16 protein-coding genes and 1 tRNA gene are annotated in these 16,133 nt (G+C 71.2%); 6 read left to right on the top strand and 11 right to left on the bottom strand.

Annotated features, from left to right (window positions below; translation table 11 throughout):
- Window positions 1-2 precede the first annotated feature (2 nt).
- A complete protein-coding gene (locus E3N83_RS02795) occupies window positions 3-239 on the top strand; it encodes a hypothetical protein (RefSeq protein WP_238343037.1) in 237 nt (78 codons plus the stop codon).
- 6 nt (window positions 240-245) lie between these two features.
- Here the strand turns inward: E3N83_RS02795 and E3N83_RS02790 are convergent, their stop codons facing one another.
- The 4 genes from E3N83_RS02790 to E3N83_RS02775 form a co-directional block, all read right to left on the bottom strand.
- Window positions 246-683: an SRPBCC family protein gene (locus E3N83_RS02790; RefSeq protein ID WP_151081877.1), complete on the bottom strand. Its 438-nt coding sequence runs from the start codon at window positions 681-683 to the stop codon at window positions 246-248.
- Window positions 673-3,324 (bottom strand): bifunctional acetaldehyde-CoA/alcohol dehydrogenase, encoded by a 2,652-nt coding sequence (gene adhE / locus E3N83_RS02785; RefSeq protein ID WP_151081876.1) that lies wholly within the window; start codon window positions 3,322-3,324, stop codon window positions 673-675. The genes E3N83_RS02790 and adhE overlap by 11 nt, the downstream gene beginning before the upstream one ends.
- 17 nt (window positions 3,325-3,341) lie before the next feature.
- Window positions 3,342-4,775: a wax ester/triacylglycerol synthase domain-containing protein gene (locus E3N83_RS02780; RefSeq protein WP_151081875.1), complete on the bottom strand. Its 1,434-nt coding sequence runs from the start codon at window positions 4,773-4,775 to the stop codon at window positions 3,342-3,344.
- A gap of 83 nt (window positions 4,776-4,858) precedes the next feature.
- Entirely contained in the window at window positions 4,859-5,248 is a 390-nt protein-coding gene (locus E3N83_RS02775; RefSeq protein ID WP_151081874.1) for a YchJ family protein, read from the bottom strand.
- 458 nt (window positions 5,249-5,706) lie between these two features.
- Here E3N83_RS02775 and E3N83_RS02770 point away from each other — a divergent pair, with 458 nt between their 5' ends.
- Entirely contained in the window at window positions 5,707-6,819 is a 1,113-nt protein-coding gene (locus E3N83_RS02770) for a 2-oxo acid dehydrogenase subunit E2 (protein ID WP_191907920.1), read from the top strand.
- Window positions 6,820-6,854: 35 nt separating this feature from the next.
- Here E3N83_RS02770 and E3N83_RS02765 read toward each other — a convergent pair.
- From E3N83_RS02765 to E3N83_RS02745, 5 genes are all read right to left on the bottom strand, one after another.
- Window positions 6,855-6,931: transfer RNA gene (locus E3N83_RS02765), tRNA-Ile, on the bottom strand.
- A gap of 21 nt (window positions 6,932-6,952) precedes the next feature.
- Window positions 6,953-7,306: an acyl-CoA carboxylase biotin carboxyl carrier protein subunit gene (locus tag E3N83_RS02760; RefSeq protein WP_151081872.1), complete on the bottom strand. Its 354-nt coding sequence runs from the start codon at window positions 7,304-7,306 to the stop codon at window positions 6,953-6,955.
- A 5-nt stretch (window positions 7,307-7,311) separates the two neighbouring features.
- Complete coding sequence (locus tag E3N83_RS02755) at window positions 7,312-7,587, bottom strand: hypothetical protein (protein WP_151081871.1); 276 nt, start codon at window positions 7,585-7,587, stop codon at window positions 7,312-7,314.
- Entirely contained in the window at window positions 7,584-9,122 is a 1,539-nt protein-coding gene (locus tag E3N83_RS02750; RefSeq protein ID WP_151084827.1) for an acyl-CoA carboxylase subunit beta, read from the bottom strand. The genes E3N83_RS02755 and E3N83_RS02750 overlap by 4 nt, the downstream gene beginning before the upstream one ends.
- Window positions 9,123-9,174: 52 nt before the next feature.
- The gene (locus E3N83_RS02745) at window positions 9,175-10,692 is read right to left on the bottom strand and encodes a methylmalonyl-CoA carboxytransferase subunit 5S (RefSeq protein ID WP_151081870.1); all 1,518 of its coding nucleotides are present in this window, start codon (window positions 10,690-10,692) and stop codon (window positions 9,175-9,177) included.
- Window positions 10,693-10,882: 190 nt separating this feature from the next.
- Between E3N83_RS02745 and E3N83_RS02740 the strand changes: the two genes are divergently transcribed.
- Complete coding sequence (locus E3N83_RS02740) at window positions 10,883-11,935, top strand: phosphatase PAP2 family protein (protein WP_191907919.1); 1,053 nt, start codon at window positions 10,883-10,885, stop codon at window positions 11,933-11,935.
- 47 nt (window positions 11,936-11,982) lie between these two features.
- Window positions 11,983-12,165, top strand: coding sequence for a hypothetical protein (locus E3N83_RS02735; RefSeq protein WP_151081868.1), 183 nt, complete (start codon window positions 11,983-11,985; stop codon window positions 12,163-12,165).
- On the opposite strand, the gene E3N83_RS02730 is transcribed toward E3N83_RS02735, so the two are convergent.
- Window positions 12,156-13,172 (bottom strand): aminoglycoside phosphotransferase family protein, encoded by a 1,017-nt coding sequence (locus tag E3N83_RS02730; RefSeq protein WP_191907918.1) that lies wholly within the window; start codon window positions 13,170-13,172, stop codon window positions 12,156-12,158. The two genes, E3N83_RS02735 and E3N83_RS02730, sit on opposite strands and share 10 nt — an antisense overlap.
- A gap of 93 nt (window positions 13,173-13,265) precedes the next feature.
- Between E3N83_RS02730 and E3N83_RS02725 the strand changes: the two genes are divergently transcribed.
- The gene (locus E3N83_RS02725; protein ID WP_151081866.1) at window positions 13,266-14,009 is read left to right on the top strand and encodes a PIG-L deacetylase family protein; all 744 of its coding nucleotides are present in this window, start codon (window positions 13,266-13,268) and stop codon (window positions 14,007-14,009) included.
- A complete protein-coding gene (locus E3N83_RS02720) occupies window positions 14,009-14,608 on the top strand; it encodes a dihydrofolate reductase family protein (RefSeq protein WP_151081865.1) in 600 nt (199 codons plus the stop codon). The genes E3N83_RS02725 and E3N83_RS02720 overlap by 1 nt, the downstream gene beginning before the upstream one ends.
- Window positions 14,609-14,615: 7 nt before the next feature.
- Here E3N83_RS02720 and E3N83_RS02715 read toward each other — a convergent pair whose 3' ends face one another.
- On the bottom strand, window positions 14,616-16,007 hold the full coding sequence (locus tag E3N83_RS02715; protein ID WP_151081864.1) for a WS/DGAT/MGAT family O-acyltransferase: 1,392 nt from the start codon (window positions 16,005-16,007) through the stop codon (window positions 14,616-14,618).
- Window positions 16,008-16,133 lie beyond the last annotated feature (126 nt).

Below are 16,133 nucleotides of genomic sequence, written 5' to 3'. Positions count from 1 at the left end.
GCATGATCCTGCCGCGGCGGGGTACGTCGACCGACATGCGCAACCTGATCGGCATCGTCATCGTGGTCTGGCTCGTGATCGGCGTTGCTGCCGCCGCCCAGCGCGGCTACTTCGGCAGCAACAAGGACGTCAGCTGCAAGAGCTTCGGCGACACGGCGCTCACCATCGTCGCCGGCCCGCTGAACTACGTCGGCGCCAACCCCAAGATCACCTGTCACACCCCTCAGCCCTCGAAGTAGGGCCGGTCACGCCTCGAGCCGCTCCTTGAGCCCGCTGAGGGTGCTCTCGACGAGCCCCTTGATCACGCGGTTCCGCAGGAAGCCCGGCAGCGGCAGGTTGTGATGGATGGTGAGGTCGTAGGTGACCTCGGTGACGTCCGGCGCCAGCTCGACCAGGCGGTAGACCCCCTCCTGGCCGGTCTGCATCCGGCCCGAGACCATCGTCCAGCTCAGGCCGTCGTCGGCGTGCTCGTAGGACAGCGTGTACTGGTCGGTGCCGACCGTCGCCGACGCCTTGAACCGCGCGGTGGCCGCCAGGTCGTCGTCCTCGTAGACCTCGAGCACCTCGGCCTCCAGGATCTCGGGGATCCACTCGACCTGGCTCTCGATGTCCCGGATGGTCGCCAGCACCTCGGCGAACGGCGCCTTCACCTCGATCGTCTGGACCGCGTTGTCAGTGGGCATCGGGACTCCCTCCGTAGTAGCCGACCGAGAGCAGGTCGGTGATCTCGCGGACCAGTGGCATCCGCGGGTTGGTGCGGTTGCTGAGGTCCTCGAACGCCGTCATCGCCAGAGCCGGCAGGGCGGCCAGGAACTCGTCCTCGTCGACACCGGCGGCCCGGAGGGTCCGAGGCATCCCCAGCCGGTCGAGCAGGTCCTCGACCCCGCTGAACAGCCGACGGCGGCTCTCCTCGGCGCTGCGACCGCCGAAGACCACCCGGCCGAGCGTCGCGTACTTGTCGGGGGCGACGTACGCCGAGTAACCGGGGGCCGGCATGAACTTGCTGGGCAGTCCCGCGTTGTAGCGCAGCAGGTGCGGCAGGAAGATCCCGTTGGCCCGCCCGTGCGCGATGCCGAAGCGGGCGCCCGTGGCGTGGGCGAGCGCATGGTTGGTGCCGACGAACGCGTTGGAGAAGGCCAGCCCGGCCAGGGTGGCCGCGTTGGCCATGTCGGTCCGGGCCGCGAGGTCGTCGGGGTCGTCGTACACCTTCGGGAGGGCCTCGAAGATCAGCCGGGCCGCCTGCACGCAGAACGCGTCGGTGTACGGCGAGGCGAAGATCGACACCACGGCCTCCAGCGCGTGGGTCAGGGCGTCGATGCCGCTGTCGACCGTGAGCGACCTCGGCATCGACAGGGTCAGCACCGGGTCGACGATCGCCATGTCGGGCACCAGGGAGTAGTCGACCAGGGTCTGCTTGCGCTCCCCCACGGTCACCACGGCGGCCGGGGACACTTCCGAGCCGGTGCCGGACGTGGTCGGGACCGCCACGAGGCGCACCGTGTGCGGGGTCTGTGGGAAGTCGGCCATCCGCTTGCGCGGGTCGAGGAAGGGCAGCGTCAGCTCGTCGAGGGTGCGCTCGGGATGCTCGTGGAAGAGCCTCATCGCCTTGGCCGCGTCGAGCACCGAGCCACCGCCGACCGCGATCACCGTGTCGGGACGGGTCCGGTCGAGCAGGGCCACGCCACGCAGGATCACCGCCTCGTCGGGCTCCGGCTCCACCTCGGCGAAGACGTGGACGTGGCGGGTGGGGAGCTTGGCCCGGACCTGGTCGACCACGCCGCGGGCGTCGGTGAGCGCGTCGGTGACCACGACCACCACCTCGCAGTCGAGGTCGCGCAGGTTGTCGAGGGCGCCGGCGTTGAAGAACGTCGTGGACGGCACCCGGAACCACTGCGACGGGGTCCGTCGGTGCGAGACCGTCTTGATGTTGAGCAGCTGCTGGTAGTTGACGTTCTCGGTCGTGGTCGAGCCGCCCCAGGTGCCGCAGCCGAGGGAGAACGTCGGGGTCAGGCTGTTGTAGATCCCGCCCAGGGCACCGACCGCGGTGGGTGCGTTGACCAGGATCCGCCCGGTGCGGACCGCCGCGGCGTAGGCGTCGACGACGGCCTGGTCGTTGGCGTAGACGGCCGAGGTGTGACCGAGGCCGCCGTGCTCGGTGACCAGCACCGCGGCCGCCACGCCGTGCTCGACGCTGCCGGAGCGGACCAGCCCGAGCACGGGCATCAGCTTCTCCTGGACCAGCGGGTGCCGCCCCAGCTCCTCGAGGTCCGACGGCAGGGGCGCCAGCAGGATCTTGGTCTCCGGCGCCACCGTGAAGCCCGCACGGCTGGCCAGCTCGGGGGCCTGCTGGCCGAGCGCCGCCATGTTGACCCGGTCGCCGCAGCCGAACGCGAACTCGACCAGGGCGTCGACCTGGTCGGTGGTGAGCACGTGGGCGCCCATCCGTTCGAACTCGGCGAGCAGCTCGTCGTACACCTGATCGTCGACGATGCAGGTCTGCTCGGCCGGGCAGATCACGGAGGCGTCGAAGGTCTTGGAGATCAGGATGTCGACGACAGCGCCCTTCAGGTCGGCGGTGCGGTGGACGTAGATCGGGGCGTTCCCCGGGCCGACACTGAGACCGGGCTTGCCGGCGGCGTTGGCGAGGGCGACGATCTTCGGGCCCCCGGTGACCCAGATGAAGTCGACCTGCGGGTGCTTGAAGAGGTAGTGGGTCACCTCGTGCTCGAGGTCGGGGATCACCTGGAGCGCACCGGCCGGCATCCCGGCGGCCTCGGCCGCCTCGCGGAGGATCTCGACGCTGCGCGCGCAGGAGCGTACGGCGTACGGCGAGGGCCGGAAGATCACCGCGTTGCGGGTCTTCGCGGCGACGATCGCCTTGTAGAGCACGGTGGACGTGGGGTTGGTGACCGGCGTGATCGCGAGCACCACGCCGATCGGCTCGGCGACACGGACGATGTCGTGCTCGACGTCCTCCTCGATCACACCGACCGAGCGCTTGTCGTGCAGGTAGTCGGAGAGGAACTCGGTGGCGACGTAGTTCTTCACCACCTTGTCCTCGAAGACCCCGAAGCCGGTCTCCTCGATGGCGAGCCCGGCGAGCTCGCCGGCCGCCCGGATCCCGGCGCGGACCATGGCGGAGACGATGGCGTCGACCTGCTGCTGGTCGAGGGCCCGGAAGGCCTCGACGGCTCGGTGCGCACGCTCGACCAGGCCGTCGATGTCGTGCAACCGTTCGTCGGTGAGGGCGGGCACGACGACGTCGGGCGCGGCGGTCGGCTCCGTGGGGGTGACGACGGCGGGAGCCGTCCGGGTGTCGGTCATGGCGGTGCTCCGGTCGGTCAGGCGATGGGCGTGGGGGTCCGGACCGGCCGCTTCTTGCGCGGCGGCGCCGGAGGTGCGGGAGCGGGCTCCAGACCGAGGGCGAGGACCTCCTCGAAGCCCTCGACGAGGCACTCCTGGAAGACCGCCAGGTCCGGGACGGCGCCGCTGTCGGCGTTGATGCCGAGCGCGCAGGTGTCCTGGTAGGTGATCAGCGTGACGTTGATGCCGGCTCCGATCGTCGGGCCGAACGCGTACTGCATGGTGACGGCGGCGCCACCGACCCAGACCGGCACCGGTGCACCGGGCACGTTGCTGGCCAGGAAGTCGACGTGACGGAGGATCGCCCCGATGTACCACCGCGGCAGCAGGTTGAGGCCGGCCGCGATGTCCTGGGTGAGCTTGAGGGACGGCTCGTTGCGGGCCGAGAGTGCGCGCTCGTGGATCTCGGCGATCCGCTTGCGGGGGTCGCTCACCCCGACGGGCAGCGCGATCCTCATCAGGGTGATCCGGTTCCCGCCCTCGGCGTCGCCGGGCATCCGGATGCTGATCGGCATGGTGACCATGAGCTCGTCCACCGCGGCGCCGTGCCGCTCGTGGTAGCGCCGCAGCCCACCGGTCACCGCGGCCAGGAACGCGTCGTTCAGGCTGCCGCCCGCGTTGCGGCCGGCCAGCTTCAGCGCGCTGAGCGGCACCTCGTGGACGCCGAGCTCACGGATCAGCCGGCGGTCCTGCATGATCGGCGACGCGGTGTGGTTGATCGGTCGGACGGTGCGGTAGACCGAGGTGGCCGTGGACCACACCGAGGCCAGGGTGGCCCGCGGGTGCCGGACCCCGCCCACGACGAGCTTCGTGCTCCCCAGCGTGGCGGTGCGGACCAGCTTGCGGGTCAGCCCCACGTCGTACTCCAGGGAGCGGCGTACGCCGTCGAGCGGCAGCGCGGCCGTGGCGCTGGGCACCGGCGGCAGCGGGCCGAGATCGGCGGGCTCCGCCTGGAAGTCGAAGACCAGCGACGCGATCTGCATCCCGCCGATGCCGTCGGCGAGCGAGTGGTGCATCTTCACCACGATCGCGGCACCGCCGTCGGCCAGGCCCTCGACCAGGGTCGCGGTCCACATCGGCCGGGAGTGGTCGAACTCCCCCATCTCGGCGTTGCGGGCCATCTCGAGCACGGTCTCGAAGGTCCCCGGCTCGGGAGCGACGACGCGGCGGAGGTGGAAGCGGAGGTCGAAGTCCGGGTCGTAGACCCAGCGCGGAGGCGCCGGCGGCGTCGACGGGACGACGCGCTGGCGGAACATCGGCATCAGCCGGGCCACCCGCTCGAGCCGGTCGACCAGGACGTCCCAGTCCGGGGAGCGGTCCAGCGTCAGGATGGTGACGACGGTCGAGCGCAGTCGGGCGTCATCCTCCATCCCCAGGGCGAACGCGTCGGTGTTGCGCATGTACTCGGTCATCGGAAGCAGCCCTCCACTCGCCCTCACGCTAGGAGCGCGGGACGCCGGGGCGGTGGAGTCGAAGGTCCCCCGGAGGGGGTGCCCTAGGTCGCACCTCCGACGTAGACCCACAGCCGGCGACGACGCTCGAACCGGCTGACCTCGTGCTGGACGCCGGGCCGCCCCGCCGTGACGTAGTGGGCCTCGAACTCCACGACACCGGAGTCGTCGTCGGGCCCGCCGGCCTCGGTGGCCAGGACGACCAGACCTGTCCAGGTGCGGTCGGAGGGGAGGGTCACATCGTGGGGTCTGGTCCGGGGATGCCAGGTGCGGAACAGATGGTCGGCGTCGCCGACCGCGAACGCCGCGTAACGGGAGCGCATCAGCTCCTCGGCGGTCGTGGCTGGCGCGCCGCGGTGCAGGCGGCCGCAGCAGGCGTCGTACGACGTGCCGCTGCCGCACGGGCACAGCGACGGGCGCTGGTCGCTCCACATGTCCAGCACTGTGCCATCACGCGGGCCCGGAGGCGGAACGGACTGCTGTGAACGGGATCCGTTGCGTTGGTGTGACCCAGACGTCGAAATCGACACGCAGAATGGCTGGCGTCAGCGGGATCCGTCGCATACAGTTCCCCCTGCGTCGTGGTAAGGGATCGCTTGCGGTCTCTGGAAGCGCGGCGCAACCGATGCCCGCCGGAGACCCGAGACTCCGGCGGGCATCGCTGTGTCCGCAGCGGTGTCGCCCCGTCGCCGGGGCTGGTGGGGCGGGTGGGGCTCGCGCCGACGCGTCGCGGATCTCCGGCCGATCACCGGCCCGGAAGAAACGCCGCCACGTGGTCATTTTGGTGCATGACGGGGTGCTCGCTGCTGGGCTACGGTGCGATCGGCGACACGAGCGGGGGCCTTGGGGGGCAGCCGGACCGACGCCATACCGGAGAGCAATGGGGGACGCCATGGCGCGCGTGTTGCGGATGCCCGACGTGTCGGACCCCGGCTCGGCGAGGCTGGTCGCCTGGCTGGTCGACGAGTCCGGCGACTTCGCCGGCGACCAGAGCATCGCGACGGTGGAGACCGACACGTCCTTCGTGAACATCGAGGTCAACCAGCCCGGGGTCCTGGTCAGGTCCCTGGTCACTCCGGGTCAGCACGTGGCTGCGGGCAGCGCCCTGGCCCTGCTCGCTGAACCGGGTGAGGTGATCGAGGACGTCGAGCAGTTGATGCTGCGCCTGGGCCTGGCGGTCGCGCCCCAGGCGCAGGCCGCCGGAGCGCACCTGCGCGCCATCGCCGCCACCGACCCGTTGACCACGACCGCCTGGCCGGCGGACGAGGCGCCGCGAGGAGGCCACGCGGCGTCCGACTCGGTCGCGCCCGACTCCGCGCGACCGGTCGAGGACGCCGCCGCCGTCACCTCGCTCGCGGGCTGGGTGGACGTCCTCGCGGATGCGCTGGTGACCGGGGTGCGGCCCGAGCATCCCGCCGCGGCCGCCGCGCCTGCCGGCGTCTCCCAGGCTCGGCTGCGCATGGTGGTCCGCGCCGAGCCGCTGCTGTCCGTGGTCGAGGCCGTCGACGGGGTCTCGCTGATCGGACTGATCGTCAAGGCCGTGGCTGTCACCTGCCGACGGGTGCCGCTGCGCCCCGAGACCTCGACGATCGCCGAGGTCGCCCTGCAGCGGCGGACACCGTCCGGCACCGTCGCACCCGTCGTGCACGTCGCCAACCTGATGACCGCATCGTCGGTGACCTCGACCATCGCCGACCTCGACGGCCGCCTCGCCCACGGGCGCGGAGTCACGGACGGATCCGAGACGGCGGCCGTCCTGGTGATCGACCTGGCCGACGACGGCGTCGCCGAGGGCGCTCTGGATGCGACCGAGGCACATCCCGCCGTCCTGGTGCTCGGCGACGTGCATCGCCGGGCCGTCGTCGAGGGCGACGTCCTGGTCCCGGCGCAGGTGCTGGCGGCGACGCTGACCTGTGACGCGGGCCAAGTCGATCTCGCGACGGCCGCCCGCTGGTTCGCCGAGCTCTCCCGGCTGCTCGAGCAACCTCTCCAGTTCCTGACATAGGTCCGGGAAGGTCGGCCGATCACGAGCCCCGCGGCTGGTGGGGCGGGTGGGGCTCGAACCCACGACCCAAGGATTATGAGTCCTCTGCTCTGACCGACTGAGCTACCGCCCCGGCCGGAGCCTAGCCGCCGGGTCAGTCCAGCTCGATGAGCACCTGTCCGCCGGTGACGGCGGTGCCGGCGGTGACCAGGACGGCCGCCACGCAGCCGCTGCGGGGGGCGGTGATCTCGGTCTCCATCTTCATCGCCTCGAGCACGACGACGACATCACCGGACTCGATGCTCTGGCCCTCCTCGACCAGCACCCGGGCGACGGTGCCGGACAGCGGTGCCTGGACCCCGTTGGTCGACGGACCGACGGTCTGGACGTGGGTGGGTGTGAAGCTGCCGCCGGTCATGAAGATCGCGCCGAGGGTGGGCTTCGGCTCCTCCTCGACCTCGACCTCGACCTCGTACTCGACGCCGTTGACTGTGACTCTGAGCTGCATCGTCTCTACCTCGAGGGCTGTGTGTCGTGGCGTCCCTGGACAACCGCACGTCCCTGCTGCGCCCAGGAGGCGCCGGTGCGGTAGTGCATCTGCTTGATCTTCGCCCGGTGCCCGAGGTACGCCGCCACAGCGGCCGAGATCGCGATCACGACCTCCTCGGGGACCCCGGCCGCCTTCTGCTCCGAGAGCGCGGACTCCAGGTGGGCGACCCGGTCGGTGAGCGCCCGGACCGTCTCGAGCAGCTCGGCGACCGTCTGCTCGACCGGTGGTTCCGGGCTCATGTCGGGCCCAGCCCGTGCTTCTTGGCCGGCCGGATCGTGCGCTTGGTGACCAGCAGCTCGAGCGCCCGGGACACGTGCTCACGGGTGCGGGCCGGGTCGATGATGTCGTCGACCAGCCCGCGCGCCGCGGCGACGTACGGCGTGGAGAACGTCGAGCGGTACTCCTCGACGAGCTCCTTGCGGCGCAGCTCTGGATCCTCCGCGGCCGCGATCTCACGGCGGAAGACGATCTCGGCCGCACCCTCGGCGCCCATCACCGCGATCTCGGCCGTCGGCCAGGCGAGCACCTTGTCAGCGCCGAGGTCCTTCGAGCACATGGCGACGTAGGCGCCGCCGTAGGCCTTGCGGAGCACGACGGTGATCTTCGGGACGGTCGCTGCGGAGTAGGCGTAGAGCAGCTTCGCGCCGTGCCGGATGATCCCGTTGTGCTCCTGCTCGACGCCGGGCAGGAAGCCTGGTACGTCGACCAGCGTCAGCAGCGGGATGTTGAACGCGTTGCAGAAGCGCACGAACGACGACCCCTTGTCGGAGGAGTTGATGTCGAGCACCCCGGAGAGCACCATCGGCTGGTTGGCGACGACACCGACCGTCCGGCCGGTGATCCGGCCGAAGCCCACGACGATGTTGCCGGCGTACCCCGCCTGCACCTCCAGGAAGTCCTGGTGGTCGACCAGGAGCAGGATGACCTCGCGGACGTCGTACCCCTTCTTGTCGGACGCCGGGATGACCGCCGCCAGCTCGGGGTCGGGCTCGACGATGTAGTCGGGGTCGACGATCGGCGGGTCCTCGGAGTTGTTCTGGGGCAGGAAGGTGAGCAGCTTCTTGGCGATCAGGATCGCCTGCTCGTCGTCGTCGGCCACGAAGTGGTTGACCCCGGACATCGCCATGTGGGCGTCGGCACCACCGAGCTCGTCGGAGGTGACCTGCTCGCCGGTCACCTGCGCGATCACGCCGGGCCCGGTGATGAACATGTGGGCCAGGCGGGTCTGGATCACGAAGTCGGTCAGCGCCGGGGAGTACGCCGCGCCCCCCGCGCAGGGTCCGGCGATGATCGAGATCTGGGGGACGACGCCGGAGAGCAGCACGTTGTTGTAGAAGACCCGCCCGTAGCCCGCGAGCGAGCCGATGCCCTCCTGGACGCGGGCCCCCCCGGAGTCGTTGATGAAGACGAACGGCGTACCGGTCCCGAGGCTGGCCCGCATCGTCGCCGCCACCTTGTTCGAGTGGATCTCCCCCGCGCTCCCGCCGGCGACCGTGAAGTCCTGGCTCGCCACGTGGACGGGGCGGCCGAGGACCGCGCCCTCACCGGTGACCACGCCGTCGGCGGGGTAGTCGGCGGTGTCGAGACCGAAGTAGGTCGACTGGTGCCGGGCGAACATCCCGGTCTCCTCGAAGGTGCCGGGGTCGAGCAGCGCGGTGATCCGCTCGCGGGCGGTCAGCTTGCCCTGGGCGTGCTGCTTCTCCAGCCGGGCCTCACCACCGCCCTTCTCGATCTCGGCGCGCCGTTCGAGCATCTCGGCGGTGCGCGCCTCCATCGTGGGGCCGTGCTTGTCCTTGGCCTTGCCGGGGGTCTTGCTCACGACGTCCTCACGCTCTTTCGACGGTCACTGCATGGGCGCGGCCACCGAGGTTCACCGAGTAGCGGATCGGGCCCTTGACGGGGCCGCCCGACGACGTGGCCAGCTTGTCCGCGGCGACCTCGGCGGGGTCCTTGCCGACGTTCTTCGGCCCGTCGGGGCGTTCGGTGAAGAACTTCGGGGCGACACCGGGGAACATCGCGTAGGTGAGCACGTCCTCGTCGGTCCCGTCGCAGCCCTCGAGGGCGGTGGCCTCGGAGACCAGCCGGTCCCACTCGGGCGGGATCAGGTCGGCGGGTCGGACGTCGATCGCCTCCTTGCCGGTCTGGACCCGCGAGGCTTCGACGATCGTGGCGTCGCGCTCGCCCAGGGTGGCGCCGTAGTAGCCGAGCATCAGGTCGGCGAACTCCGCGGTGAGCACCTTGTAGGGACCCATCAGCACGTTGAACACGGCCTGGGTGCCGACGATCTGGCTGGACGGCGTCACCAGCGGCGGGTAGCCGGCGACCGCACGCACCCGCGGCACCTCCAGCAGCACCTCGCGGAGTCGGTCACCCGCACCCTGCTGGCGCAGCTGGCTCTCCATGTTCGAGATCATCCCGCCGGGGATCTGGCTCTTGAAGATCTCGGTCTCCACCCCGGTGATGGCCGACATGAACTGGGTGTACTTCGGCCGGACCGTCGCGAAGTGGTCCTTGATGCTGAGCAGCCGGTCGTCGTCGAGGTTGGTGCTGTACGGCGTGCCGCGCAGCATCTCCACCAGCGACTCGGTGGGGTTGTGGCCCGGGCCCAGCGAGAGCGAGGAGATCGACGTGTCCACGACGTCCGCGCCCGCCTCGATCGCCTTCATCAGGCTGACCAGGGTCACCCCGGTCGTGGAGTGGCAGTGCAGATGGATCCGGGTCTCGGGCCCGAGGTCGTCCTTGATCGCCTTGACGATGTCGTAGGCGGGCTGCGGCTTGAGCAGCGCCGCCATGTCCTTGATGCACAGGGAGTCGCAGCCGAGGTCCATCAGGTCGCGGGCCATCTGCACGTAGCCCTCGACGGTGTGCAGCGGGCTCTCGGTGTAGCAGATGGTGCCCTGCGCGTGCTTGTCCACGCGTCGTACGGCGGCGATGGCCTGGCGCACGTTGCGGACGTCGTTCAGGGCGTCGAAGACCCGGTAGACGTCCATGCCGTTCTCGGCCGACTTCTCCACGAAGCGGTTGACGACGCCGTCCTCGTAGTGCCGGTAGCCCAGCAGGTTCTGCCCGCGCAGCAGCATCTGGAGCCTGCTGTTCGGCATCAGCTCACGAAAGGTGCGCAGCCGCTCCCAGGGGTCTTCGTTGAGGAAGCGGATGCAGGCGTCGTAGGTCGCCCCGCCCCAGCACTCCACCGACCAGTAGCCCGCGGCGTCGATGTCGGCGCAGGCCTCGACCATGTCCTCCAGCGCCATCCGGGTGGCCATCAGGCTCTGGTGGGCGTCCCGCAGCACCAGCTCGGTGACCCCGATCTCGCGCGTGGCCGTCCCGGCAGTTGTCCCCGTCATGGGTCCACCATGTCGTATGCACGATGCAAATCGGAGGGACAGAGGTCCCGGATGCCCGTGGCGGTCGTCCGGAGTCGACGGTCCCTCGACTTCGCCCGATCACCGGCCACGGGGTTGAATGTCCGTCGGGCGGGATCTCGACTCCGCTCGCTCCGGGAGATCGCCCGACCACGGGCTTCGGGAAGGATCCATGGGAACGACGACGGCGGACGACCGCACCGAGCTCCCAGCTCGGCGCACCGAGCCGGGCTCGAGGTGGGCCTGGATGCTGCGGGTCCTGGCCCTCGTCGCGGTCTTCGCGATCATCGCCTGGGCCCGCTCACGCCAGGTCGACATCCCGTTCAAGGACCCGCACGGCAAGCTCTTCCGGGGCAAGCTCCTCGACACCGCCGAGCTGCTGCTGGCGGCCGTCGTGATCGACGTCGTGGTGCGCTGGCTGCGCCGACGCCGGGACGGCGTCGGCCTGTGGTCGACCCTGCGCCACCGGTGGACGCCGTACCGCGTCGTGATGATCCTGGCCGGCCTGGTCGCCTACTTCGTGGTCTACCTCTGCTACCGCAACCTGAAGAGCTGGGACGTCTTCAACACCCCGCGCGACGCGATGCTGCTGGGCTGGGACCGGGACCTCTTCCTCGGGCACAGCCCGGCCGTGCTGCTCCACGACCTGCTCGGACAGGACCTCGCCGCCCGTCTGCTCACCGACCTCTACGAGTCGTTCTCGTGGCTGGTCACGATCGCGCTCGTCGCGGCACTCGCCTTCACCCCGACCGTGCGACAGGCGTTCGTGTTCCTCACCGCGGCCATGTGGGCCTGGATCCTGGGGCTCGGCTCCTACTACCTGATCCCGTCGCTCGGGCCGTTCCACGCCGCACCTGCCGAGTTCGCCGGTCTCACCCGGACCTCCATCCAGTCGACGCAGGAGTCCTACGTCGCCCAGCGCGACCACCTGCTCGCCCACCCGCACGCGTCCGACGCGTTCGCCCAGATCTCGGCGTTCGCCAGCCTGCACTGCGCGCTGACCTGCCTGATCTTCCTGATGGCGCGCTACTACGGCCTGCGGCTGGTCTCCTGGGTGGCCGGGCTGTTCCTGGCCGGGACGCTGCTGGCGACCGTCTACCTGGGCTGGCACTTCGCGGTCGACGACGTCGCCGGGCTCGCGATCGCCTGGGTCGCGGTCCAGCTCGGGAAGGTCACCGTGTTCGGATCCTTCAGAACCGTCCCGACGGACACCGCGGGCCCCTAGAATCCGTGTAGTTCGGGCGGTACGCGCGTCACTCGCGGAGGTTGGAAATGAAGAACTTCGCCATGTTCTTCGTGATCATCTGGTTCCTGTTCGGGGCGAGCGCAGCAGACGATCGCGGCTTCTTCGACAGCGGCTACACCCGCACCTGCAGCCACGTCGGCACGGCCGCCCTGACGGTGGTGGGCGGGCCGCTCTACTACGCCGGGCTGAAGCCCTCGGCCTACTGCTGAACGCTTCCGACCGGTGGCTGCTCCACCAGGGTGCCGAGCCAGGCGGCCGCGACCGGGCCCCACTCGTCCAGCTCGTCCTCGGACAGGGACGGCTGGCACCTGACCCACGACTCCACCCGGCCCAGTCGGCCGAGCTGGAGCGCGGCGGGCAGTGCGGCCCGTAGCTCGGCGGCGGGCCGCAGGTCCGTCCAGACCTCGAGCGCCGCGTCCGCCACGCGCCACAGCCGGTCGTCGTCACCGTCGGCCCGGAGCCGCTCGGCGAGGATGTTCAGCGGGATCAGGAGGATCCCGAGCGGCTCGGTGACCAGCGCGTCGCCGAAGTCGAAGAAGAGCAGCCGGCCGTCGACGTCGAACACGTTGTTCCCGTGCAGGTCGTTGTGGTTGAGGGTCAGCGGCAACCCGAGCCCGGCCACCCGCTCGGCCCAGCGTCGTACGACGGGAAGGTGGTCGCGGAGCCGCTCGGCCACGTCGGGCGCGAGCCGCCGCGGGTCGCCCTCGGGGAGCTGCGCGTACTGCTCGACCCGGGCCGCGACGTACTCAGGTCCCTCACGGGGTGACAACGTCGTGACCCCGGCCGCGGCCAGCTCGTCGAGGTGGGGAACCAGCTCGCGCTGGAGCAGCGCGGCGTCGCGGGCCAGCCGCTCCCAGCTCGCCAGGTCGTCGCCGGCGGTGTCGTGGAACACCGGACCCTGGTCGGGCGTCAGCAGGAAGCCGTCTCCCTCCGCCTGCACCGGCACCACGCGGTCCGGGGCGAGGCGCGCGAGCAGCGCCATCAGCGGCTGCTCGAAGAGCTGGCTGGGACAGTTCTGCTTGGCGAACCACGAGCCGGAACCAGTGGTCACCCGCCAGACCGTCGCCCAGCCACGCAGCTTGTGCTGCTCCATCGCGGTCACCGGCCCCACGTGCCGCTCGCACCAGGCCCGGAGCTCGTCGCGGAACTCGGCGGTCGTCCAGCGCGACGACAGCGAGACGTCGCGCGGCGGGAGGACGTCGTACCACTCAGGCATCGGCAGGCGGGTCGAGCCGGGAGATCGCGGGCATGCCCTCACCCAACCCGGTCCGCACCTGTGCGGCCAACCGAATTGGGGCATGCTCATCCCATGGACCTGCCACCGCCACTGGAGCCGTTGCCCGAGGACTGGACCCGCGCGCTCGCGATCGTCGCGCATCCCGACGACATGGAGTTCGGCTCCGCCGCCGCCGTGGCCCGCTGGACCGGCCAGGGCAAGGAGGTCGTCTACTGCATGGTCACCTCCGGGGAGGCCGGGATCGACTCCCTGGCGCCCGACGAGTGCCGACGGGTCCGCGAGGCCGAGCAGGTCGAGTCCGCCCGGGTGGTCGGCGTCGACGTCGTGGAGTTCCTGCACCAGCCCGACGGCATCCTGGAGTACGGCGTGCCGTTGCGGCGCGAGCTCGCCCACGTCGTCCGCCGGCACCGGCCCGAGATCGTGCTGACCGGCAACTTCCACGAGACCTTCGGCGGCCGCAACCTCAACCAGGCCGACCACATCGCCACCGGACGGGCCGTGCTCGACGCGGTGCGCGACGCCGGCAACCGGTGGGTCTTCCCCGAGCAGCTCGTGGACGGCCTGGAGCCCTGGGGCGGCGTGACCGCCGTCTGGGCCGGCGGCTCGCCGCTGGCCGAGCACGGCGTCGACACCACCGACACCTTCGACGCCGGCGTGGCCTCGCTGACGGCGCACGCGGCCTACATCGACGGCCTGGGCTGGGAGAACTGGGACCCGCGCGAGTTCCTCGAGGGCTTCGGGCGTCAGACCGGGCAGCGGCTCGGAGTGGCCTTCGGCGCGTCGTTCGAGGTCTTCCCGATGGGCTGGGGCGGCTGATGGGGAAGGTGACCACCGACCCGGCGATCTCGCTGGACGGCTTCATGGCCGGCCCCGACCAGGACGTCGAGCACCCGCTCGGTGTCGGTGGCGAGGCCCTGCACCGCTGGCACTTCGGCGAGGCCGAGAAGGACAACGCGGCCGAGGCCGAGGCGATGGTCTCGGCGGGCGCCTACGTGATGGGGCGCAACATGTTCGGCCCGGTGCGGGGCGAGTGGGACCTCGACTGGCGCGGCTGGTGGGGCGAGGACCCGCCGTACCACGCGCCGGTCTTCGTGCTGACCCACTACCCGCGTGCGCCGCTCGAGATGGAGGGCGGCACGACGTTCCACTTCGTGACCGACGGCATCGAGGAGGCCCTGCGGCTCGCGCAGGAGGCGGCCGGAGACCGCCACGTCTCGGTCTGCGGCGGCGCCTCGACGATCAACCAGTACCTTGCGGCCGGTCACATCGACGAGCTCCGCCTCCACGTCGCCCCGGTCGTGCTCGGCCGCGGCGAGGCACCGTTCCGCGGCCTGGACGGGCTCGAGCTGACCGTGGTGTCGAGCCGGGCGACCCCACTGGTCACCCACATGACCCTGCGGCGGCAGGGACGCTGAGCGGCCCTCAACCCGCCCGGGCGGCCTCACGGAGCAGCTCGGCCATCGACTCGCCGATGCCGTCGGCGAGGACCTGGAGGTCGGGCACGGTGTCGTAGTCCCCGGTGATCCCGAAGCTGAGGGTGTCGCGGTAGGAGAACATCGCGACCCCGATCCGCACCCGGTCGGCGATCGGGACGTAGGGCAGCATCGCGACGGCTGGGCGGCCGAGGGCGTAGAGCGTCCGGCGTGGACCCGGCACGTTGGTGGTGACTGTCGCGATCTGGCGCTGGGGCAGGTGGAAGACGGTGCGCATCGCCAGGGAGACCGACGGGAAGGCGCCGTACTCCGCGGCCGTGGTGAAGCTGGTGCCGGCCTCGGGCTCGTGGAGGTGGCGCAGGGTGCCCACCCGGCGGCGCACCGCGGCGAGCCGGTCCGCCGGGGCGTCGAGGTCGACCGGCAGGTAGGGCAGCATCAGGGAGACCCGGTTGTCGGGGATGGACTCGGTGCCCACCTCCCGGGTCGAGACCGGCACCAGTGAGCGCAGGGCATGGGCGTCCGGGGTCTCGCCCCGCGCCAGGAGGAGCCGCCGGAAGCCGCCGGTCACGGCGGCCAGCGCGACGTCGTTCACGGTGACGCCGTAAGCCTTGCGGACGGTGCGGACGTCGTCCAGCGAGACGTCGGTCCACGCGTAGCGACGGCTGCCGGAGAGCGGCCCGGTCAGCGTGGTGCGGTGGACGGGAAGGACCGCGCCGGTCAGGGCGAGGGCACCACGAGCCGTCTGCCGGGTGGTGCGGACCAGCTGCCGAGGCGTCGCCAGGGCGTGCGCCACGGCACGACCGGCGTCGAGCGGCGCACCGGCGAGGTGCCGGGCCGCCTGCGCGGTGAAGACCAGGGTGTGCCGAGGGCGCTCGGGCCGCCAGTCGTCGGCGACGGCCGTGCCGGGCTCGGGCGTGGCGTCCAGGACGAGGCGGTAGAGGTCGGTGCCGGAGACCCCGTCGACCATGCAGTGGTGGATCTTGGACAGCAGGGCCCAGCGGCCGCCCTCGAGGCCCTCGCAGAACCAGTACTCCCAGAGCGGGCGGCTCCGGTCCATCCGCCGGGTCATCACCCTGCTCATCAGCCGGCCGATCTCCGGTGGACCGCCGGGGGCGGGCAGCGCGGTGTTGCGCACGTGCCAGCGCAGGTCGAAGTCGGGGTCGTCGACCCACGCGGGTGCGGCCAGGTCCAGCGGGACCCGGCGCAGCTTCTGGCGGTACCTCGGGATCAGCGGCAGCCGCCCGGCGATCGCCGACACGAAGGCGTCGAAGTCGGGAGCCGGTCCTTCGAAGATCGCGAACGAGCCGATCGCCAGCGAGGCCGCGCCGTCGGCGTCCTCGGCCTCGAGGAAGGCCGCAGCCAACGGGGTCAGTCGCTCCATCCCACACCTCCTGGCCGGCACGGTGCCCTGCTGCCCACTCTGGCGCCTGCGGGTCGCACCCGGCCCGGGTCGGAGGTCACCCGGAGGCGGGACCAAGGCGATGACCGGCGACGCCCGGACAAGCGA

The organism is Nocardioides cynanchi, assembly GCF_008761635.1.
GTDB lineage: Bacteria > Actinomycetota > Actinomycetes > Propionibacteriales > Nocardioidaceae > Nocardioides > Nocardioides cynanchi.
Note: the sequence above shows the minus strand (reverse complement) of the source record. Positions and strands in the feature narration are given on the sequence as shown.